The organism is Streptomyces sp. NPDC057543 (genome assembly GCF_042801895.1).
GTDB lineage: Bacteria > Actinomycetota > Actinomycetes > Streptomycetales > Streptomycetaceae > Streptomyces.
In genome coordinates this window covers 1-20,002 of sequence record NZ_JBHVFF010000158.1, presented here as the reverse complement: position 1 = coordinate 20,002, position 20,002 = coordinate 1, and the positions used below count along the sequence as shown (strand labels likewise).

Here is a 20,002-nt window from a genome sequence, read left to right as displayed (position 1 = left end):
GGCCGGACCTGCCTCGGGGGCAGGACCGGCCGCTTCTGCTTTTCCTCCTGGGCATCCCCTAGGGGATGTCACAGCTCGGCCGCAATGGCGGGCGGGTTTCCCAGGCCCTCTCACCGCACCCGCGCGGACCAGGTACGTTCGATGACGTGGCTGGATTCAGGATCGGACGCGGCCGGGACAACCGCACCCCGCAGCAAGCGCAGCAGCGACCACGGCAGCAGCCGTACGGCACACAGGCACCACCGCCGTACGCTCAGCAGCCATGGCCGCCGACGGAAGGCAACGGCGCCCCGCCCCCGTACAACAACGGCGGCTACGGCAGCGGCTACAACGGCGGTGGCGGCCACGGCGAACCGGAGTACTTCGGCGACCCGTACCAGCAGCCCCACCACCCCCACGGATCACCCCAGCAGGGCGACCCGTACGCCAACTCCCCCGGTCACACCCAGGCGTTCAGCATTGGTGAGGACCCGTACGGCGACGGCAACACCTACCGCGCCGGCCAGGCGCCCGCCCAGCCCGTCGGCCCACGGCTGCCGTGGAAGGACCTGCTCACCGGCATCGTGCTGCGCCCGGGACCGACGTTCTGGCAGATGCGTGACTACCCGGTCTGGGGCCCGGCGCTCATCGTCACGTTCCTGTACGGCCTGCTCGCCCTCTTCGGCTTCGACCAGGCCCGGGACGACGCGATCCACGCGACGATCTCCGCGGCGGTCCCCTACGTCGTCGTCACCGGCATCTGCTTCGTCATCGGCGGCCTGGTCCTGGGCGCGGTCACCCACACCCTCGCCCGCCAGCTCGGGGGCGACGGCTCCTGGCAGCCGACCGTGGGCCTCTCCATGCTGATCATGTCGATCACGGACGCCCCGCGCCTGATATTCGCGCTCTTCCTCGGCGGCGAGAACTCCCTGGTCCAGGTCCTCGGCTGGATCACCTGGCTCGCCTCGGCCGCGCTCTTCACCTCGATGGTGAGCAAGTCGCACGACCTGGCGTGGCCGAAGGCCCTGGGCGCGTCCGCCATCCAGCTGATCGCGCTGCTGTCGATCATCAAGCTGGGCACGATCTGACACCCCCGCCCGCACAGATACGCAGGAACCCCTTGTCCTGGGACCAGGGGTTCCTGCGTATCTCCAGAAGCCGGGAGCACGCTCACACGCCACGTGTCACAGCCCACACGTCACGCGTCGAGAACCTGCCCGCTGCGCCGTACGACGGGCTTGTCCACGCTCCACGGGAAGTTGATCCAGCGATCGGTCTTCTTCCACACGTATTCGCACTTCACCAGCGAATGCGACTTCTCGTATATGACCGCGCTGCGCACCTCGGCGACATGATCGATACAGAAATCGCGCACCAGCTTCAGCGTCTTCCCGGTGTCGGCGACGTCGTCGGCGATCAGAACCTTCTTGTCCGAGAAATCGATGACATTCGGAACGGGCGCCAGCATCACCGGCATTTCCAGGGTGGTACCCACCCCGGTATAGAACTCCACGTTCACCAGATGAATATTCTTGCAGTCCAAGGCGTAAGCGAGCCCACCCGCGACGAACACCCCGCCCCGCGCGATGCTCAGCACGACATCGGGCTCGTACCCGTCGTCGGCCACGGTCTGCGCCAGCTCACGCACGGCATGACCGAAACCCTCGTAGGTCAGGTTCTCCCGCAGCTCACCGCTCATCCGGCATCACACCTGGGTCCGGTGGAAATTCATGAACGACCGCGACGCGGTCGGCCCGCGCTGGCCCTGGTACCGCGATCCGTACCGCTCGGAGCCGTACGGGAACTCCGAGGGCGAACTGAGCCGGAACATGCACAGCTGCCCGATCTTCATCCCCGGCCACAGCTTTATCGGCAGAGTCGCGAGATTCGACAGCTCCAGGGTGACGTGCCCGGAGAAACCGGGGTCGATGAAGCCGGCTGTCGAATGCGTCACAAGGCCGAGCCGCCCCAGCGAACTCTTGCCCTCCAGCCGCGACGCGAGATCGTCGGGCAGCGAGATGACCTCGTACGTCGAAGCGAGCACGAACTCACCGGGGTGCAGGATGAACGCCTCGTCCCCGTCCGGCTCGACCATGCGCGTCAGATCGGCCTGTTCGACGGCCGGATCAATATGTGGATAGCGGTGGTTCTCGAACACCCGGAAGTAGCGGTCGAGCCGCACATCGATGCTCGACGGCTGCACCATCGACGCATCGAACGGATCAATGCGTACACGTCCGGCGTCGATCTCGGCCCGGATGTCCTTATCTGAGAGAAGCACGCCCCGAGGATACGCAGAACGCGCGGGCCCGCCCCAATCCGGGACCGCCCCGCGCGCCTGACACCGCCCCTACCGCTGCTCGAACACCACAGGCACGGCATGCCGAAGCCGCGCACAACGAGGACAGCGAATGAGCCGCCCGGGACCGATCCGCCCGGGCCCGAGCTGCTGCATCGGGAACGAAGCGGTAGCGAAAACGTGCCCTTCGGCACAGCGGACGACGGTGCGCTCCATGGAGTCCATCAAGTCCCTTCCCCAACAAACCGTGGACGAGAACGCCACATTAGGGGATGAACAGGACGCCACTCCAGGCGGCACTCCGACCCCCCACGCTACGCCCCCAACTCCCTCCCCCGGCACGCGCATCCACCCTCCCGCACAACAAAAAGGCCCCACGGCTCAAACGCCGGGGACCTGGCATGGGGTAGAGTGTGCAACGGTGCGCGACGGATCAACGGTGCGCTTCGCGGGTGTAGTTTAATGGTAGAACATGAGCTTCCCAAGCTCAGAGCGCGAGTTCGATTCTCGTCACCCGCTCCACGACGAAGGCTCTGGTCAGAGACCAGGGCCTTTCTTGTTGTCTAGACCACATTCACGTGCCATAAGAGCACCTCCGACCTTCGATGGCGGGTGCGATGTCCTGGGACTGGGGGTCTCACTTCGTCGTCCCGCATCGCGAGACCGAATTCAAGTGGCCTGCGTCACTACGCGATTAGGTCGTCTCTTTCGGATCTTGCCGGGCCCGTCGGCCAGGGAGCGGCTTCTTCCGGCCGCTTCCGCCCCGGCCTGGATGTTTCCTGCCCAGCCGAGGCGGCGGCCGCGCAGAGTAGTCCACATGACGACACCTGCAGGGCTGCTCCGCTCCTTCGCCCGCACCCGTGCCTCCCTCGACGGCGAGGAGGTCAAGTACTGGTGGTCCGGAGACGTGTACACCTGGGCCCCCGACGAGCCCTACCAGCGCGTCTTCGGCTTCGAAGGACTCAACGTCGCCCGCCTGGTCCAGGACGCCGAAGCCGGCCCGGACGCCTACCAACTGCTCACCCGCGAGGCCGCCTTCTACCTGGACCCCGTCACCCGCGAGATCCTGGAGACCTGGCAGGACCTGCCGGTGGTGCACGTCTGGAACGACCCGGCGAACCAGAAGTGGCGCCCCTTCCCGATCCCGACGACCGAGCTCGGCGGACAGGTCTGCTTCAGCCTGGAGATCCCGCTCGCCTACCCCTCGCCACTGCCGGTGGCCCAGTACCCCGTCCACTCGGCCGACGACACGTACAAGGCCCTGGAGCTCTTCCAGTTCTTCGCCGACCGCGCCGACCTGGCCGGCCCGGCGCCCAGCGTCCCGGCCACCATGTCGTGGACTCGGATGTCCCCGTGGCTCCCGTGGATGGCCTGCGGCCAGCGGCCCGGCGGCCTCACCTTCCACTGCCGGGGCCGCAAGCTCGGCTCGTACGCCGAGGTCCCCGAGCGCACCCGTGCCTACATCGCCGACCACCACCCGGAGTTCGCCCGGGCCCCTGAGGAGTGGAGCGAGCCGAACGAGACCAGCTGGACGTACTTCCGCAAGCTCAACCCACCGAAGTAGCCGGGCTTTCCACCCCGCCCAGCCGCCCCGGACCCCCGGACCGGCCCCCTTTAGGTCACGATCAACGCCGCCCGACCCGGTGGGCGGATGGTCCGGGCGGGCTCGGCACCAGGGGGTGAACCGTCGCGCCACCGCTGTCCGATGCCGTGGACGACTGCTGGCGCCGCACATCGCGATCGATGTCGGCGGCGAGCCTGCGCAGGTGTTCCTTGGTGGAATGCTGGTGGATCAGCTGCGCGCGCTCCGAGGACTGGCGGGCTCGGACCATGAGGTCCTTGAGCTTGGCGCCGGTGTCGGCCGCAGTCGGGAATTCAGGCCGAGGTGGGCGATGTGGTAATCGGCATGCCGCGAAGCTACAAGCGTGGCCACGGGGAGATGGCTACACGTGGAAAGGGACGGTGGTGATGACGATCTTCGGCAGCGGGCGTAGTGCGTGTCGCAGCCGTGGGGCGATCCTGCTGTGCAGCAGGCGGTACCGCCAGCGCATCGTGACGATCTCCGGCAGGATGACCGTCAAGGTGAGGTCCGGGCGCTTTGCGTGCAGGGCTTCGATGTAGTGGACCAGTGGTGCGACGATCGCGCGATAGGGGGAGACCACGACTTCCAGCGGGAGGTGGTCGCCCCACAGGGTCCAGTACTCGCGGAAGCGTTCGGCCTCGTCCTCTTCGGGGCTGACGTGAAGCGCGAGTACGGGCTGGTGGAGCGACGCGGCATAGGCCAGTGCGCGCATGCCGGCCAAGTCCATGGTCGCGATGGGGACGACCGATAGGTGGCGGATCTCCTCGGGTGTCTCCTCGTCCTCTTCTTCCGTCCGCGCGTCGGGGAGAGCCTCGGGCAGCTGCGAAGTTGTCGCCGGGGACTGTGCCGCGCCGCGGCTGGGGTGTGCGGGGATGGTGGGGGTGGGCAACTCAATGGCGTGCGGGTGCAGACGAAGCGCCTTGCCGACGGTCTCGTAGTGGCGCCGGATGCGCATCGTCACCACGAGAAACAGTCCGACGGCGAGCACGGCGACCCATGCGCCCTCGGTGAACTTGGTGATGCCGGCGGTGAGGAAGACGACGGCCGACAGCAGGGCACCAGTGGCATTGAAGAACAGGCTCTTGCGCCAGTGGCGGTCACGCAGGCGCCACCAGTGGACCACCATTCCGGCCTGGGACAGTGTGAAGGCCAGGAAGACACCGACGGCGTACAGCGGGATCAGGGATGCCGTCATGCCGCTGAAGGCCACGTAGACCAGCGCCGCCGCGATCGACAGCAGAATGATCCCGTTGCTGAAGGCGAGGCGGTCGCCCAGGCGCAGAAAGATCTGTGGGGCGTGTCGGTCACGGGCGAGCAGGAACAGCACGCGGGGGAAGTCGTTGTAAGCGGTGTTCGCCGCGAGCAGCAGGACCGCGGCCGTGGCGGCCTGCGTGAGGATGTACAGCGGTCCGGAGCCGAAGCTGCGGTGGGCGAGCTGGGAGAGGACCGTCTCCTGGGTGCTGGGCACGACACCGTCGAGTAGGACCATGGCGACCGTACCGGCGAACAGCACGATGAGCAGACCGACCATCCAAGTCAGCGTGGTGCGGGCGTTGCGCCACTCCACGGGCTTGAATGCCGGCACCGCGTTGGAGATCGCCTCGATACCGGTCATCGCCGTGGACCCGGAGGCGAAGGCGCGCATCACCAGCAGTACGCCGACGCTCTCCGTGGCGTTCAGGTCCGGAGCCGCAGTGGGGTGGAAACCACGACCTGCGGCGTCGACGAGGCCCACGGCGACGAGCGCGAACACCGCGATGATGAAGGCGTAGGTCGGCGCGGCAAACAGTGCGCCGGCCTGCCGGATGCCCCGCAGGTTCCCGGCGAGCAGCAGGGCGATCACGCCGACGCCGATCGGGACGGCATCGGTGGCGAGTGAGGGAACCGCCGAGGCGATCGCCGCGACCCCGGAGGCGATCGACACGGCGACCGTGAGGATGTAATCGGTCATCAGGCCGGCGGCGGCGATCAGCCCAGGAACGCGGCCCAGATTGTCGCTGGCGACGATGTACGAGCCACCGCCGCGCGGATACGCGCGGATCGTCTGACGGTACGACACCCCCACCGCCAGCATCAGGAAGGCGATCGTTGCGGCGATCGGCACGGAATAGGCCAGTCCCGCGGCACCACCGAGCACGAGGACGGCGAGCATGGCCTCGGGCCCGTAGGCAACCGAGGAAAGGGCGTCGGCGGACAGGACGGGCAACGCCACCAGCTTGCGCATCCGCTCCTGCGCGATCGCCGTGCTTTTCAGAGCGGCGCCGAGAGCGACGCGCCGCACGTGGTAACCCATGCGGCCCAGTCGGCCAGGGGGCGGCTCTCCCGCGGCCTCGTCGGGGGCGAGCGGTTGTCCGCCGAGAGGCGAGACGCTGACCAGACGACCCCAACCGACAGGCTGGATCTCCGCAGGGGACGGAAATCTGCCCAGATCGGAATCCACGGGCAGTGCCCGGTGCCACGCCTCGGGAGCCGACACCCGCCCCCACTCACGCCCCACCCGACGCAGCAGCCGCAGCTGCTCCTCGTCGAGCCCCGGCAGGACGGCCGACGTGCTCAGCGCGCCACATCGACCCTCACCACCACCATCACTCTGCGCATGCGTCACATAACACAGTGTCTCCTATGGGTGCCTGTCCAAGCTGCAGCTTCGCGGCAACCTGCATCCCTCTCACCGAAGGAGCGTCGAAGCCTCGACGGCTTCCTCACCGCTCACCGCGTTCGCGGCCCGTCTGCGGTTCCTCCGTGGGAACCGGGTGTGCGCGACGGGTGCCGGTATCGATGAGGATCTGCTCGGCCTGCGTGACGTTGCCGGCCTGGACGGCCCTGCCCATCGCGGCGCGAGCTGCTTCAGGTGTCGCGTGCGGTGGGACCACCAGCAGCGTGAAGTGATCCTGGTCGCCTCGGGTGATGAGGATGGTGTCGTCGCCGACCGGGAAGGAGTCGATGTGGACGACCCGGTCGTCGATGACCAGACGGGTCGGCAGTTCTTCCCAGGCACCGGCGTCGAGGCCGACGCGCAGGACGGGGCCGAGGTGCTCGGTCAGCGCGGCAATCAGACCGGGGAGCTCAGCGCCGATGTCGTGAGAACGCGGCCACCACGCGCCGTCGAGAACTTGCTCGCGGGTGTGAGTGGTCACCAGCCTCAAGAGGGCCGTCCCGGGTCTGACGGCCTGGTGGGCCGCGTCCGGCAGAAGTTGCGGGGCCCAAGGAGTGTCGGGGTCGGCCATGTGTGTTCGCCCGCCTTCCGGGGCGGTGCGTCCGCCCGGCGAGATCACCTCGTCACTTCACCGTACTCCGCGTGCCGGGGAGGGGGGCGGGCGCGCCGCGCGGCGGCCGAGCCGGACCCGCGTTCGCCAGGAAGGTTCCTGGTCACGCGCGCCTTTACGGACCGCCGGCCGGAGTAAAGTGAAGAGACCGGGAGTACTTCGCACACCGGCTCTCACGCCAGTGTCGTTCTCGGCGAGCAACAACACCGGGACGTCGAAGACGAGCCCCGGGGACAGGTCCGCGTCATGACCGCGACCGTCGACCGCACGATCATCAGCGAGCGCGTACCTTCGTCACAGGCCCGCCTTTCCTTCACTCCGGCAGGATCGCCTCCGGGTCTCCTGGACGGCGCCTGGTGGCCTCGCTCCCGCGATCTTTCCCGCGAACTCCCCGCTCTGACGGACGCGCTGGACGCGCGCTGGGACCGGATCACTCATGTCACGGTGAACCCGACCTGCTGGCCCGTGGTGCCGCGAAGGGTGCCGGTGACCGGGCACACGGTGCACGTGGGCTGGTTCGCCGAAGAGCAGGACCCGAACAAGCTGATCCTCCTCTCCTACACCGCGGGACGCTGGGACCTGCTGGTGATCCCGCCGGAGACCGACGCTACCGCTGCAGCCCGGCTGATGTCCGCCGCAGCCACTCCCGGCGGCCTCCAGACCGCCAGCGCTCTCATGGCGAGCGAGGACGCCACCCGTGACGCGCGGGAGGCGCTGTGGCAGGAAGAAGGGTGGGAGACCGAAGGCGGAACCGCCTCGGCGGCAGGGAACCCAACCGGGCTCCTGACCTCAGCCCGAGGGAAGTGAGGGGCGTGGAGACGATCACCACCGTGGCCGTGATCACCAACTTGGTCATCGCGGAAAGGTTCCTGATCCATCAGCTCATCACGCAGCAGACCGAGCCCTCTGAACCGCCCGTAGCCACCCACCGCGAGCACCAGGCTGGGAGGCCATGGAGGACACCGGTCTTCTCTCTGACCGGGGGCGGTGGGTGTGGCGCGACGGCATCACACCCACCGACACGTCATCCCTGTCGTCCCTGATGAGCGAGGTCACCGTGAAGTCACCAGAACTCCCCTCGGCCGGCAACGCCGACGTGCGCATCGTCGCCGAGTCCCCCGAAGTCGCCCGTCAGGTCGCAGAAGCTCTCCGTCATTGCTTCGGCGCCACCGAACAGCGCAGCTACCCCGTCGACGACGCGGGCGGAACCCGCCTCCACCTCACCGTCGACACCACTCACACGCCACAGCCGGCACGACCCTGGCTGGTAACCAGTCAATCCTCCCAGGACGCCCGCACACAGACGGACGAAATCTGAAGCGAGGGCCCGCAACGGACAGCGGGGCAGGCGTACCTACCGCGCCTGCCCCACAGGCTCCGATTCGGTGCCCGGCACGAGTGGGCGGCGATCATGGCAACACTGCAAGAGCGGAAGCACTACCGCGACGCGATCATGAAGGCCCTGTACGAGACCACGGAAGGCAATCGCTTCCTTGGTGTCACCGGGGCAAAGCTGCGCGACGATCTTCAAATCCCTGAGCAGGACCTGGCAGCAGCCTGCGCATATCTGGTGGGCGAAGGGCTCGTCACCGTCGACTGGGCACAAGGAAACACACCCGTGATGGTCACACTGACGCACCAGGGAATCCGGCTCATGGAAGCCGAAGAAGAGGAACGGAGCTGAAACCACGCAAAAGACGGCTCCGAGGGCCGAGACCCCATCGACATGGAATGCCCCCTTGTGCGGTAAAGCTCGATTGCCCTACGGGTTCCGGACCGCCGGTGCTGTAGTTGCCTGGGACAGCGCGACAACGGCTTCGGGCGGGGGCGACGGCGGTATCGGGCGAAGTTGGCCGGCTCCCATGCTTCGCGGATCTCGGCGCTGATGCGGCCGCGGTCGGCCACTTCGTAACCGTTGGCGCGTGCCCATTGCCGGATGGCGTCAGTGGCGACGGGTGGCCTGGTCGGGGCGTGCCCTCCGCGTGCCCCAACTCGCCGGAATTCCCTGCTCGGAGGGGGCGCGACGCACCACTTGCACCACCTGCCCGCCGGACCTTCTCAAATCACGAGACCCATTTCACGTGACCTGCGACACACGCCAGTCACGTCGCGCGAATTCGCTCCTACAAAACCGCCGTCGAATGGGCCCCGCTGGGCGCGGCCCACAATCGACCGCTCGGCGAGTGAGTCCGCGAGAAGCGGCGCATCCTGTGGTGGTGGCGCTCGTTGCTCCGGGACATGAAGAAGATCATCATGTTCGCTGCCCCGCCGCTCGCGATCGTCGGCATGGCGGCCCCGGCGCACGCCGACAACGACAGCAACTTCGGCAGCGGCGTCAACGCCGCCAACAACTGGAACTTCACCGAGTCCGTGGCGTGCCTGCAGGAAGTCGCCGCCGTGCCTGGTAACGGTGATTGGGTCGGTGACCACACCAACAACTGCAGCAACGGCAGCGTGATCAACCACGCCCTGGGAGGCTGAGAAACTGCGGGTGCCCCGCGCAGTCAGCGACGGCGGGGGGCCTGCACGAGACACCTGCAACGTCTGGGCGGAGACTTGCCGGAGGCCGTATCTGGGGACACCGACCCCTGCCCATGCCAGATGCATGCTCATGACTCCCCTGGTCGGAGGTCATCATGCTCATCGGCCACACCGCGGACACCGGCGCCCTTCGGGCCGGGGCGCCGTCGTCGGCACCGCAGCTATTCGGCGCCGACACCGCGAACCCCTGTACCGGCCGACCGCAGTCAGGTCGCGGGAGGAGGCCCCGTTTGAGCAGGGGACTATGTATGCCAACTGTTCTGACCGGGTGGGACATGCCGCCTCTGGCGTAATCGGCTCGTTGGGCCGGTTGGCGGTGTCAGGCTGTACGGGTTGATCACTGTCGTGCGAGGAGCCCTGTGCGTATGGGGCGTGTGAACGTTCTTTCGAGCGGATCGCCGTTGACTGCCCGCTGAATCCGAGTATGTCGGGGTGTGCGTCGGGTCGGGGGCACCGTGAGCCGGAATATGTGGCTGGGGTGCTGAAGGCGTCGGCGCCTAGAGGGACGGAGAAGCTGCTCCCCATCCAGGGTGGCACCGCTTCGTACCGGCTCCACACAACCGACCGCCCACTGAATTCCCATGCCGCGACACGAAGGGATGCAAGCACCGATGTCCGAAGGCAGGCGAAAGCCGAGCAAGTTCGGGGTGGACCGGTCGGAGGGGTTTGGTGAGCGGTTGCTGGGTGTGCTGCTGGACCGGACTCACGAGATGCCGCCGCAGTTGATCGCCCCGCTCGTTGCGGAAGAGGTGGCCAGGGTCGGTGGCCGGGACCTCTCGATCCTCTTACCGCAGGACGGCACCGTGCGGATGTATCTGCCACTGCTGGACGGCAGTGACCAGGTCGGGGCGATGGCCGTCACCCTGGACAGCGTCGATGACGATGACCGACGGTTGCTGCGCAGACTCGCCGGTTTGGTCGCCGACATGATCGTCACCAAGGACGCCTACACCGACCTGTTCTTCCAGGCCCGACGCAGCGCCCCGATGAGCGTGGCCGGGGAGATCCAGTGGTCGTTGCTACCCCCGCTGTCGATGACTGTTCCGCAGGTTGAGGTGGCCGGAATCCTGGAGCCCGCGTACGACGTGGCCGGCGACAGTTTCGACTACGCCCTCAACGGCGACATCCTTCATGTGGCCATGATCGACGCGATGGGCCACGGCCTGGACGCGGCGACCATGGCGACGGTAGCCATCGGCGCCTATCGCCACACGCGAAGGGCCAACACCAATCTGTCCCACGTGTACGCGTTCATGGACAAGGCCATCAATGAGCAGTTCGGCCCCGACCACTTTGTCACCGCACAGATGATGTGTCTGAACATCGCCACAGGCCGGCTGCAATGGGTCAACGCCGGCCACCCGGCACCGCTGCTGATCCGTGACCGCGCCGTGGTGGACAGGCTGGAGAGCCCAACCACATTGCCGGTCGGCTTCGGCGGTGACCAGCCGGAAGTCAGCGAGCGGATGCTGCAACCCGGGGACCGGTTGCTGTGCTTCACCGACGGCCTGATCGAGGAGCACCAAGCCGGCGGGGAACAGTTCGGTGAGGCGCAACTCATCGAGTGCACCAACCGGATCCTCCGTGACCACACCGCGGTGCGGCCGGTGGTGCGCGCGCTCTCCCACGCTCTGAAACAGGAACGAGGCGACATCACCAGCGACGACGCGACCATCTTCCTCATCGAGTGGCGCGGCGGCGACGCCGATCATCTCGCCACCCTCGATTGAGCCGACAGCCATCGCCGCTACGGAGCCGACGGAGCCGAAGCCCCTGCGGCCCATCCGCCGTTCGCCAAGGCGCCCTCGGCCCGGAGGGCGAAGGCAGCCGTCACCGCCGGAACTGTTGAACCTCCGGACGCCACTTTTGCTTGTCTGCGCTGTGGACTCATCCCAGACAGACATTCGTGACTCAGCGTGCCTACTACAAGCAGAAGTTGAGCCAGAGCCCGCTCTCGCGCATAAAGCCAGGACCCCCCTCGACGGATAATGAATGCGGGGACGTACACCGGCCCCTCCTCCTCAAGCAGCTGCGAGAGAGTCGGCTCCTCGCCGGGCATCCCGGCACCCCTCCGCCGCGATAAGCACGGCGCCTTTTCCCCCAGAGGTGGCAGTCATGGCATCGCTAGCCGACCGGAAGGCGTACCGCGAGAAGATCATGCGGGCTCTGTACGAGGCCACTGAAGGCAACCGCCTGCTGGGGATCACCGGGGCGAAGCTGCTCCAGGAACTCGCGATCCCCCAAGAGGATCTGGCGGCCGCCTGCACCTATCTGGTCGGCGAGGGCCTGATCACGGTCGACTGGGCCGCGGGCAATACGCCGCTCATGATCACGCTGACGCACCAAGGCATTCGACGTATGGAGTCTGAAGAGGAAGAGCACGGTTGACGCGGAGCCCGGGCGACGTCCGAGCTGCCCGGACTACGCGGTGCCAGGTACTCCAGGTGCCGTTGGCCGGGGGCTGGGCACTGGACGCAAAGGGATGCGTCTGGGGCCGGGCAGGCGAGGAAGTCGCGGTCCAGGTCTCGCTTGCGGGACTCGGATGAGACGGCATGAGGACCTGTCCAGGTACGGGAGCGCGTGCCCTTACCGGCGGAGTCCCGGAGGAACAACCCATCCGGCCGTCAGTGCTCGGGCTCCGCAATGGGTATCGGTGAACCATGGCTGGCACCTTCACCACCCGCACGATCAACATCACAACCGGCTCCACGGAGACCCTGCACGACCTCACGAACGCATGCTCCGCGTTCCTCCGAGAGGTCGCTCACGGGCGAAACGGACTGCTGAACATCTTCACCCTCCACGCGACGTCCGGCCTGGCCGTCATCGAGACCGGCGCGGGCAGTGACGATGACCTGTTGGCGGCCCTCCGCGACATTCTTCCCGCGGACGACCGCTGGCAAGACCGCCACGGCAGTCCTGGCCACGGCAGGGCCCACATGCTCCCGGCTCTGGTCCCACCACACGCCACATTGCCCGTAGTCGACGGTGAGCTGGAGCTGGGGACCTCGCAGTCCGTCGTACTGGTGAACACCGACCGGGACAGCCCCGAACGCCAAGTCCGGCTGTCTTTCCTCAGCTGACCACACGACCCACGCGGCCCTGCGGCTGACAGTCCCCCTGCTGGCAGCCAGTGCCGTACGAGACCGTCCAGTTTCCCGCACGGGAGGCTCCGTATCGGTCCGGCGGGTCTTACCGCGAGTAAGCTGAAACTACCGAGAGCACTTCGTACACCAGTCTCCGTGCTCGTGTCGTTTTCGGCGATTCACGACACCGGGTTGCGATCGGCCCGGGGCAGGGTCCGCGCCATGACCACGACTATTCGGTATACGTATGCGGTCGAAGGCCGGACCTCTTCGCTGCCCGTCAGACTCATGCTGGCGCCGGCCGGTACCACTCCGGCTCTGCTCGACGGTGCGTGGTGGCCCCGCTCCCGTGACCTCACGGCAGAACTTCCCGCACTGACGGCCGTCCTCGACCCGCTGTGGGGGCGGATCACCCACGTCACGGTAAACCCCACGTTCTGGCCGGTCATCCCACGGAAGGTGCCCGTCGACGGGCATGTGGTGGGTGTCGGCTGGTTCAAGGCGGAGCAAGATCCCCACAAGCTGCTGCTGCTCTCCTACAACACCGGCCGTTGGGACCTGCTGGTGATTCCACCGGAGACCATCCCCGCCACAGCCGCCCGGCTCATGACGGAGGCCGCCTATCCGCTGGGCACCCTCACCGCGAGCGCCCTGATGGAGGAAGCGGAGCAACGCCGGATCGCGGAGGAGATGGAGCTGTCCCTGGTTTCGGTCTGGGACTCCGAAGGCGGCCATGGAGCAAGCCTGCCGACATCGCGTTCCCCCGCCCAAGCAATCGTTGCTCAGGTACCAGATGCGGTGGAAGGTATCTGAGTACCGTGGAAACCTTCGAGAGCGCGGCGTCGATTCCCGTCCCGCGCCGGAAGAATGCCCCGGGCCAACAGCCACCTTCGGTACTCATGCCCCATCCGTGCCCTTCAGAGCGGTCAGCACCGGTCAAATAGCGGTACTGAGGCGCCCCCGGATGGCGCCCCCTCAAGGGCATTCCTACAGTTCAGAGCGGTTTATGGGGGCTGAGCGCCAGTGATTCCCAAGCTCAGAGCGCGAGTTCGATTCTCGTCACCCGCTCCATGAAGAAGCCCCAGGCCAACGGCCAGGGGCTTCTTTTCCGTCTGGTCCGCATCAGGGGTTCGGCACCACCTTCGCACCACCAGCCCTCGCGTCACCTCATTCGGTGCCCGAGGTGTCCTGTCAGCAGGTCAGCGAAGACGGGTAGGCCGGCCTTCGCGAGACGGGCGACGGCATCAGCGAGGGTGACTGGCGGGTTGCGCTTCTCTCCGACGAGTCTGACTACCGTCTCCGCGACCTCGTGCGGCAACTCCTTGTACAGCCCACACAGGTAGGAATCCGGGTCGATCACTCGCACTCCGCGCTCGGCCAAATCACCGGCAGGGAAGTCGGCAACGTTCCACGTGATCAGGGCGTCGGCACCGGCCGCCACCGCTGCCGCCGAGTGATGCCGGTCGTCGGGGTCATCACCCGGCATTTCATCCACGAGGTGCCCGTATACCGCGCTGTCGATCTCGCAGTCGGGGAAGAAACGCCGGACGGCTTGGGCAACTGCGGCAGCCGACTTCGCCGAACGCTTTCCCTCCCGGACGATGACCCGCTCCCACTCCGCGAGCAGCCGTTCGGACCACACGATCTCGTGGATAGCATCCTCGGTGAGGGCCAGCATCACGTCCATGACCGAGAACGGAAACAGGACGTTGGTGTCCACAAAGACCCGCGCTGCCACGCTCCCCCTCTTTCTTCACTTCGACGGCTACCCGTGACGCCTGGATCAAGAGGCCGGATCGACACCCTCCAAGACATCTGCGATCTGGCGCCGGCCCTCTCGGCGTCGTTCACGCTGCCGCTGGTACACCAGCACGTCCGCAAGGCGGACCACCCGGTGGCTACTGCCCGGCAGGTTCGTCGAGGGGATGTCGCCGGCATCAAGCAAGCGTGCGACGAACGGCCGAGACAGACCCAGAAGCTCAGCAGTCTCAGCGGGCGACAGCTGCGTCTCGGACGCCAGGACCGTCACCGCATGCCCACGGGCAAGCTCACCGGCCGAGGTCAGAAGCAGGCGGACCAGCTCCCCAGGCAGCACGAGCTCGCTGCCATCCCGGGTACGCACCAACACCTCGACCGCCTCCGGCGCCATCCGAGCAGCCGCCGCGAGCGCACCCTGGTGTGAGGGATTCGGCTCCACCTTCTCGGCACGGGCAAGAACGCTGGAACGAGCCATGGTCGCCTCCAATCACTGACCCCGCCTACGCATCATCTGAAATAACTGTAACCTGGGGGTCCGGCGTGGGCAACCCCAGGGCAGACGGGATCTGCCGCGTCCCGCCCGAGCGACTTGCCCTGCCCACCGATCTGCGGGCCAACGGCCCGTGGAGGCCCTCCGAACAGATACGTGAGCAGCACAGGCAAAGCTGATGCCCACGCCACCGGGCATCCCGGCGAACCACGCCAGCGCGCTGGGCAACGCGCACCCCCTGCCAACACCTCCCCCTGTCACCACGCAAGAGGCCGTGCCACAACGTGCCAGTAGGAGCGGTAAACAGCGGTCACCAAAGGAACCGACGTAGCAGTCAGGGCTGACCATCGGGACGCATTTCAGCAGGTCAGATCCCATATGTAAGGTCAAGGGCCGGGTGATTCCCAAGCTCAGAGCGCGAGTTCGATTCTCGTCACCCGCTCCATGACGAAGGCCCAGGTCAGCAACCTGGGCCTTGTTTGTTGTCTAGACCTGTCTAAGCGCCTTGCACCGCCTCTGCACCACCTGTCCCGAGGTTCCTACCTGCCCGCCGGGCCCGGGGTGGCCTTCAGCGTCTCCCGCATGATGCGCGAGCCTTGCTCAGCCATCTCACCGATGGGGACGGCGAGTTCATCCGGCGTCACGTCGATCGTCCAGACGAAACGGCTGCGCCCTTCGGTGTCGGCGAGGACCTGCATCGAGGCGTGATGGTGCTTCGGCGCCATCGAGCCGCCGACCACCGCGTAGGCCACCCGGCGGGACGCCTCGTCGATGTCGACGATCAGCTCGTGCGCGACCACACCGTTCGCGAAGGTCACGATCCTGGTGTCCGCCTCCATGCGAGTGTCCGTGACGAAGCCCGGCACCAGGCGCTGGTGCACGGCTCCGACCTCGCGCAGGGCCGCCCAGACGTTTTCCGGGGAGCTGTCGATCAGGAATTCCTTGTTGATGTGAGCCATGTGCCCTTCTCCTGTCGGGGGACGTGTCAGGCGCCGGTGGTGAGGCAGAACGGATGCCCCTCGGGATCGGTGAGGACGACCCACTGGTCCTTGCCGGGCTGGAACTCGGGCCTCAACGCTCCGAGGGCGAGGATCCGGCCGGCCGCCTCCTCCAGGTCGGTGACCGTGAAGTCGAGGTGGGCGTGCTTGGCATCGTCGGGCCAGCCCGGGGCCTGGTAGCCCTCGATGCGTACGAACGCCAGGCCGGGCTGCTCCCCGCCGGCCAGGGAGGCGTAGTCCTCGCCGCTGTAGGTGATCTCCCAGCCGGTGACCTCCCTGTAGAACTCGGCGAGCCGAACCGGGTCTCCACAATCGATGACTACGGTGCTGATCTGCGCGAGAACGGACATGACGGTGACTCCTTGAGCGGTACGGGATGACGTGCGACGCCGCTCAGCTTGCTCGCCACGCCCCATCCCGGTCTTGAAGATCCTTGCGCGGGGCCGATGTCAGACCCCCGGCGTAGCGTCGAAGAGTGCTCACCGCCACCGTCCTCGCCGCCCGGCCCGACTTCCGTATCACTGCGGTGAGCTGCCGGGACGACCACACCAACTGGTCGCAGACGGAGGTGCGCGAGGACTACCGGGTGGTGCTCGTGCAGCGCGGCCGGTTCCGCAGGCAGGTGGCCGGCGCCCCGGCCGAGGTCGACCCGACGACGGGCTATCTCGGTGTGCCGGGTGAGGAAGAGCGTTTCGCGCACCCGGCCGCCGGGGGCGACGAGTGCACCTCGATCAGCCTGACGCCCACGCTGTGGCGGGCCGTGGCCGGTGAGGACGCCCGCCCGGCTCGGCAGAGCGTGTATGTGGACGCCCGCCTCGACCTGGCCCGCCGCCGCGTCCTCGCGTCCGCCCGCACCGGCGACGTGGACCACGCTGTGACCGAAGAACTCCTCGGGCTGCTCTCCGCCACCGTCGGACAGGCCGTCGACAGAGCCGTCCCGACCGGCACGCGCCCCGGCCGGGACGAGGGGCCGCTCGTCGCCGCGGCCCGGCAGGCGATCGGCGAGGCCCACCCCGCCTCCGAGGGACTGCTGCCGCTCGCGGAGCTCCTCGGCGTCTCGCCCTACCGTCTGAGCCGCGCCTTCACCCACGTGCTGGGAGTCTCCCTGACCCGCTACCGCAACCGGGTCCGTGTCGGCCGCGCCCTCGACCGTCTGGACGCGGGCGAGGAAGGCCTCGCCACCCTCGCCGCCGACCTGGGCTTCTCCGACCAGGCCCACCTCACCCGGACCATGCGCCACTACCTCGGTCACACACCGACGGCACTGCGGCGGCTCCTCACCCCAGAGCACCCTGAGGGGGACATAGCCGGGTAGAGGGCCCTCAGTCAGTGGCCGGCACGTGCCACTACGTGCCAGTAGGGACGGTGCGCAGCAGTCGAGAAGGGAGCGGCGAACCACCTCGCCCGAGGCCCACAGCAAACGTTTGCCCAGCTCAGATGCCGCGCCCGTTCACGGTTCGGCGCGATCAGCCCGCCTGGCCTCGTTATCACTACCTAAGGTGTGCACATGCCCGAACGCTCAAGCGAAGTGCTGCCCGAGCTCTATCCGGAGCTGGCTGCGCCAGGCGGCCTGAGAGAAGCGCTGGCTCGCGAAGCGGTTCGGCGCGGGCACTGTGCCGAACCGCTGGATCCCGTTGAGGGGTACGATCCCGCGGTCGCCGCATGCTGCGCACGTGGCAAGGCACGGTTCGCCGTATACGCAACCAGCGCTGACGAACGCGAGTTCCGCATCGCGATCTCCACGAACTCCGGATGGCCTTGGGGAGCCTTCGGCAGTAGTACACCGACCGGGCCGCCCTCATCCTCGGTTACCTCGCCGAACACCTCTCCGGCCAACCCCCGGACCAGCTCGCCGAGACGAGGACCTGGCGCCCCCTGGGCATGAACACCATCCGCTTCGGCCCGCTGCCCACCAACCTCGCCGCCCGATGCGCCCCCACTGAACTCGACCAGGACACCGGCACCCACCTCAAGGGCACCGCCCACGACTTCTCCGCCCGACTCCTCGGCGGAGTGTGCGGCATCGCCGGCGCCTTCATCGTCCTCGACGACCTGGCCGTCTTTCTCCGCTCCATGCTCGACCACACCACGGCCCCTGCCCAGGCCGGCTTCGGCGCCGAGTGGAGCACGCACTCCCTCACTGTGCAGACCAGCGGCCTCCAACCAGAACGCGGCCTGTTCTGGCACCCGGCCCCCAGCAGCACCGACGAGCAGGACGTCTGGGTCCACTACGGCTTCACCGGCACCGGCATGTGGGTCTCACCCACCGCCGACCGCTGGGCGGTGTTGCTGACCAACAAGCTCACCGGTCCGGCTGACGCAGCGATATGCGCGGGACATGAGCCCGGGACATGCGGCGTCCGCGAGACAACGACGAAGCCCCAGGTCTCTGGCCTGGGGCTTCACCCAAGAGCGGGGCACGGCGGCCGATAAGTCCGTCGCGTTCGGTGCGCCCGGCGACAGCCGTTACTGCCCCACGGACGGGTCCGGTCCGAAGTCGGCGGCCTGCATGATGGCGGTACCTCCAGGTGGGCTGTTGAGCACGCCACGGACACGCACGGGGATGCCGGAGTCATGGCAGCGGACTGCCTCGTGATAGCCGGCGTCGGGGAGGTCCATCCAGACCGTACGGCTGCGTCGCTGGATGAGGGCTTGCACGCCCACCCTGCCTGTCTCGTTGTCCGGATGCCGGTTCAGGTGGGTGACCAAGCCGAAGATCACGTTCTCGCGGCTGTAGACACTCGTCTTGAGCTGGTCGGACACGCGCTCCACGATGGCGATGACATCGTGGTCGAACTCGACCTCGCGTGGTGTGCCGGGTGGAGCTGCTGCCACGCGGGACCAGTTGAAGGTGACGTCCAGACTGTCGACCGCGTCGCGGCGTCAGACCGCATGGTCTAATATCTGACCATGCGGTCTGACGCTACAGAAGGGCGAACCTTCATCGAGGAAGCACGGCGCCGTCAGTTCATTGACAGTGCGATCGAAACGCTCGACAGGCTCGGCTTCTCAGGCACCTCCGCTGCGGAGGTGGCCCGCTGTGCCTCAATCGCCAAGAGTGCGCTCTTCTACCACTTCAAGAACAAGGACGAACTGCTGCGAGCCGTCGTCAGCGATCTCTACGCCCTCGCAGCCCAGGAGATCGTGAAGGACATGGCCACCGCGGATGGGCCGCGTCAGATACTCATCCGGTACATCCGCAGCTGCATCCTGTTCGCCTCCGCTCACCCCCGTTGGATTGGCGCCGCAATGGAAGTCATCCAGAACTTGCGCGACGCGGACGGAGCTCTGGTATTCGGGGCTGCGACGAACCAACCGAACATCGACGCCATTGAGCAGATGCTGCGCGAGGGGCAACGCAACGGAGACTTCCGCGACTTCGCCACCAGGCCGATGGCCGTGTCCATCCGAGCGGCCATCGATGCCGCACCCGCGTACTTCGCCCACGAACCCGACTTGGACCCTGGTGCGTACGCCGATGAACTGGCGGCGCTCTTCGACCTGGCCACACGCCGGACCGACGCCAAGGAGGACACGTGACCGAGCACCGCGCCGAGACCAGAAGAGCTCGCTCCGAGTCGAAACCCTCGCACGCAGGGACGTCCTGGCCGAAGATGGCTGGCGCGCTGGCCGGAGACGTGGTGATCCCACTCGTGGCCTTCTACGGCTTGCGGGGCGCGCAAGTGAATCAGTGGTTGGCTCTCGTGCTCGCCTCACTGGCCCCGGCCGCCACTGTCGCCGTGACCTGGGTGCGTCAGCGTCGGTGGGACCCGATGGGGACCTTCGTGATCGTGGCAATGACGTTGTCGTTGGCGGTCGCGCTCGTTACGGGTGACCCGCGCACGCTCCTGGCGCGCGAGAGCTGGATCACCGGCCTGTTCGGTGTGTGGGTCATCGGCTCTCTGGCCACATCCCGCCCCTTCCTTCTGGACATTGTCATCAAGCTCAGTACGCCGGAACTGGCAAATCGCGTTGCGCACTTGTGGCAACACAGTGCTGTATT

At 67.2% G+C, this 20,002-nt stretch carries 23 protein-coding genes, 1 tRNA gene and 2 pseudogenes; 15 read left to right on the top strand and 11 right to left on the bottom strand.

The window, feature by feature from the left end; all coding sequences use genetic code 11:
- The first annotated feature begins 146 nt into the window (after positions 1 to 146).
- Positions 147 to 1,067 carry a Yip1 family protein gene (locus ACFU8Q_RS24630; RefSeq protein ID WP_384457491.1) on the top strand — a complete coding sequence of 307 codons (921 nt, stop codon included), beginning with the start codon at positions 147 to 149 and terminating at the stop codon, positions 1,065 to 1,067.
- Positions 1,068 to 1,177: 110 nt separating this feature from the next.
- Here the strand turns inward: ACFU8Q_RS24630 and ACFU8Q_RS24625 are convergent, their stop codons facing one another.
- Together ACFU8Q_RS24625 and dcd are read right to left on the bottom strand one after the other, a co-directional pair.
- Positions 1,178 to 1,678: a phosphoribosyltransferase gene (locus ACFU8Q_RS24625; protein WP_384457489.1), complete on the bottom strand. Its 501-nt coding sequence runs from the start codon at positions 1,676 to 1,678 to the stop codon at positions 1,178 to 1,180.
- A 6-nt stretch (positions 1,679 to 1,684) separates the two neighbouring features.
- Positions 1,685 to 2,260: a dCTP deaminase gene (dcd, locus tag ACFU8Q_RS24620; protein ID WP_072487843.1), complete on the bottom strand. Its 576-nt coding sequence runs from the start codon at positions 2,258 to 2,260 to the stop codon at positions 1,685 to 1,687.
- A gap of 466 nt (positions 2,261 to 2,726) precedes the next feature.
- Here dcd and ACFU8Q_RS24615 point away from each other — a divergent pair.
- Both ACFU8Q_RS24615 and ACFU8Q_RS24610 read left to right on the top strand, forming a co-directional pair.
- Positions 2,727 to 2,800: transfer RNA gene (locus ACFU8Q_RS24615), tRNA-Gly, on the top strand.
- 295 nt (positions 2,801 to 3,095) lie between these two features.
- Positions 3,096 to 3,842, top strand: a complete 747-nt coding sequence (locus ACFU8Q_RS24610; RefSeq protein ID WP_358856995.1) for a DUF1838 family protein — start codon at positions 3,096 to 3,098, stop codon at positions 3,840 to 3,842.
- A gap of 61 nt (positions 3,843 to 3,903) precedes the next feature.
- Here the strand turns inward: ACFU8Q_RS24610 and ACFU8Q_RS24605 are convergent, their stop codons facing one another.
- The 3 genes from ACFU8Q_RS24605 to ACFU8Q_RS24595 form a co-directional block, all read right to left on the bottom strand.
- Positions 3,904 to 4,110, bottom strand: a complete 207-nt coding sequence (locus ACFU8Q_RS24605; RefSeq protein ID WP_384457487.1) for a hypothetical protein — start codon at positions 4,108 to 4,110, stop codon at positions 3,904 to 3,906.
- Positions 4,111 to 4,221: 111 nt separating this feature from the next.
- Entirely contained in the window at positions 4,222 to 6,084 is a 1,863-nt protein-coding gene (locus ACFU8Q_RS24600; protein WP_384457492.1) for an APC family permease, read from the bottom strand.
- Positions 6,085 to 6,562: 478 nt separating this feature from the next.
- On the bottom strand, positions 6,563 to 7,087 hold the full coding sequence (locus tag ACFU8Q_RS24595) for a DUF5994 family protein (protein WP_384457485.1): 525 nt from the start codon (positions 7,085 to 7,087) through the stop codon (positions 6,563 to 6,565).
- A gap of 285 nt (positions 7,088 to 7,372) precedes the next feature.
- On the opposite strand from ACFU8Q_RS24595, the gene ACFU8Q_RS24590 reads away from it, so the two are divergent.
- From ACFU8Q_RS24590 to ACFU8Q_RS24580, 3 genes are all read left to right on the top strand, one after another.
- The gene (locus tag ACFU8Q_RS24590; protein WP_358856991.1) at positions 7,373 to 7,933 is read left to right on the top strand and encodes a DUF5994 family protein; all 561 of its coding nucleotides are present in this window, start codon (positions 7,373 to 7,375) and stop codon (positions 7,931 to 7,933) included.
- Positions 7,934 to 8,168: 235 nt separating this feature from the next.
- Complete coding sequence (locus ACFU8Q_RS24585; protein ID WP_384457482.1) at positions 8,169 to 8,444, top strand: hypothetical protein; 276 nt, start codon at positions 8,169 to 8,171, stop codon at positions 8,442 to 8,444.
- Between the two features lie 93 nt (positions 8,445 to 8,537).
- Positions 8,538 to 8,810, top strand: coding sequence for a hypothetical protein (locus ACFU8Q_RS24580; protein WP_384457480.1), 273 nt, complete (start codon positions 8,538 to 8,540; stop codon positions 8,808 to 8,810).
- 179 nt (positions 8,811 to 8,989) lie between these two features.
- Here ACFU8Q_RS24580 and ACFU8Q_RS24575 read toward each other — a convergent pair.
- A pseudogene (locus ACFU8Q_RS24575) lies at positions 8,990 to 9,094 on the bottom strand (histone-like nucleoid-structuring protein Lsr2); the annotation flags it as partial.
- A 270-nt stretch (positions 9,095 to 9,364) separates the two neighbouring features.
- Between ACFU8Q_RS24575 and ACFU8Q_RS24570 the strand changes: the two are divergent.
- From ACFU8Q_RS24570 to ACFU8Q_RS24550, 5 genes are all read left to right on the top strand, one after another.
- A complete protein-coding gene (locus ACFU8Q_RS24570; protein ID WP_384457478.1) occupies positions 9,365 to 9,607 on the top strand; it encodes a hypothetical protein in 243 nt (80 codons plus the stop codon).
- A 671-nt stretch (positions 9,608 to 10,278) separates the two neighbouring features.
- Positions 10,279 to 11,397, top strand: a complete 1,119-nt coding sequence (locus ACFU8Q_RS24565; RefSeq protein ID WP_384457476.1) for a PP2C family protein-serine/threonine phosphatase — start codon at positions 10,279 to 10,281, stop codon at positions 11,395 to 11,397.
- A gap of 385 nt (positions 11,398 to 11,782) precedes the next feature.
- Positions 11,783 to 12,055, top strand: a complete 273-nt coding sequence (locus ACFU8Q_RS24560; protein ID WP_329840475.1) for a hypothetical protein — start codon at positions 11,783 to 11,785, stop codon at positions 12,053 to 12,055.
- A gap of 272 nt (positions 12,056 to 12,327) precedes the next feature.
- Positions 12,328 to 12,750 carry a YjbQ family protein gene (locus ACFU8Q_RS24555; protein ID WP_358856988.1) on the top strand — a complete coding sequence of 141 codons (423 nt, stop codon included), beginning with the start codon at positions 12,328 to 12,330 and terminating at the stop codon, positions 12,748 to 12,750.
- 225 nt (positions 12,751 to 12,975) lie between these two features.
- Positions 12,976 to 13,566 carry a DUF5994 family protein gene (locus tag ACFU8Q_RS24550; protein ID WP_384457473.1) on the top strand — a complete coding sequence of 197 codons (591 nt, stop codon included), beginning with the start codon at positions 12,976 to 12,978 and terminating at the stop codon, positions 13,564 to 13,566.
- A 349-nt stretch (positions 13,567 to 13,915) separates the two neighbouring features.
- Here the strand turns inward: ACFU8Q_RS24550 and ACFU8Q_RS24545 are convergent, their stop codons facing one another.
- From ACFU8Q_RS24545 to ACFU8Q_RS24530, 4 genes are all read right to left on the bottom strand, one after another.
- Positions 13,916 to 14,491 (bottom strand): PIN domain-containing protein, encoded by a 576-nt coding sequence (locus ACFU8Q_RS24545; RefSeq protein WP_384457471.1) that lies wholly within the window; start codon positions 14,489 to 14,491, stop codon positions 13,916 to 13,918.
- Between the two features lie 45 nt (positions 14,492 to 14,536).
- Positions 14,537 to 14,986 (bottom strand): helix-turn-helix domain-containing protein, encoded by a 450-nt coding sequence (locus ACFU8Q_RS24540; protein WP_384457469.1) that lies wholly within the window; start codon positions 14,984 to 14,986, stop codon positions 14,537 to 14,539.
- A 554-nt stretch (positions 14,987 to 15,540) separates the two neighbouring features.
- Complete coding sequence (locus ACFU8Q_RS24535) at positions 15,541 to 15,960, bottom strand: SRPBCC family protein (protein WP_384457467.1); 420 nt, start codon at positions 15,958 to 15,960, stop codon at positions 15,541 to 15,543.
- 26 nt (positions 15,961 to 15,986) lie between these two features.
- The gene (locus ACFU8Q_RS24530) at positions 15,987 to 16,349 is read right to left on the bottom strand and encodes a VOC family protein (RefSeq protein ID WP_382957889.1); all 363 of its coding nucleotides are present in this window, start codon (positions 16,347 to 16,349) and stop codon (positions 15,987 to 15,989) included.
- A gap of 125 nt (positions 16,350 to 16,474) precedes the next feature.
- Between ACFU8Q_RS24530 and ACFU8Q_RS24525 the strand changes: the two genes are divergently transcribed.
- Positions 16,475 to 17,314, top strand: a complete 840-nt coding sequence (locus ACFU8Q_RS24525) for a helix-turn-helix domain-containing protein (protein ID WP_384457465.1) — start codon at positions 16,475 to 16,477, stop codon at positions 17,312 to 17,314.
- A 464-nt stretch (positions 17,315 to 17,778) separates the two neighbouring features.
- Positions 17,779 to 18,432 (top strand): annotated as a pseudogene (locus tag ACFU8Q_RS24520) (serine hydrolase domain-containing protein); the annotation flags it as partial.
- Positions 18,433 to 18,465: 33 nt separating this feature from the next.
- Here the strand turns inward: ACFU8Q_RS24520 and ACFU8Q_RS24515 are convergent.
- The gene (locus tag ACFU8Q_RS24515; RefSeq protein ID WP_384457463.1) at positions 18,466 to 18,834 is read right to left on the bottom strand and encodes a hypothetical protein; all 369 of its coding nucleotides are present in this window, start codon (positions 18,832 to 18,834) and stop codon (positions 18,466 to 18,468) included.
- Between the two features lie 75 nt (positions 18,835 to 18,909).
- Here ACFU8Q_RS24515 and ACFU8Q_RS24510 point away from each other — a divergent pair, with 75 nt between their 5' ends.
- Positions 18,910 to 19,539 (top strand): TetR/AcrR family transcriptional regulator, encoded by a 630-nt coding sequence (locus ACFU8Q_RS24510; RefSeq protein WP_384457461.1) that lies wholly within the window; start codon positions 18,910 to 18,912, stop codon positions 19,537 to 19,539.
- Positions 19,536 to 20,002: VC0807 family protein (locus ACFU8Q_RS24505; RefSeq protein WP_384457459.1), on the top strand; the 467-nt coding region annotated here is incomplete at its 3' end. The genes ACFU8Q_RS24510 and ACFU8Q_RS24505, both read left to right, overlap by 4 nt.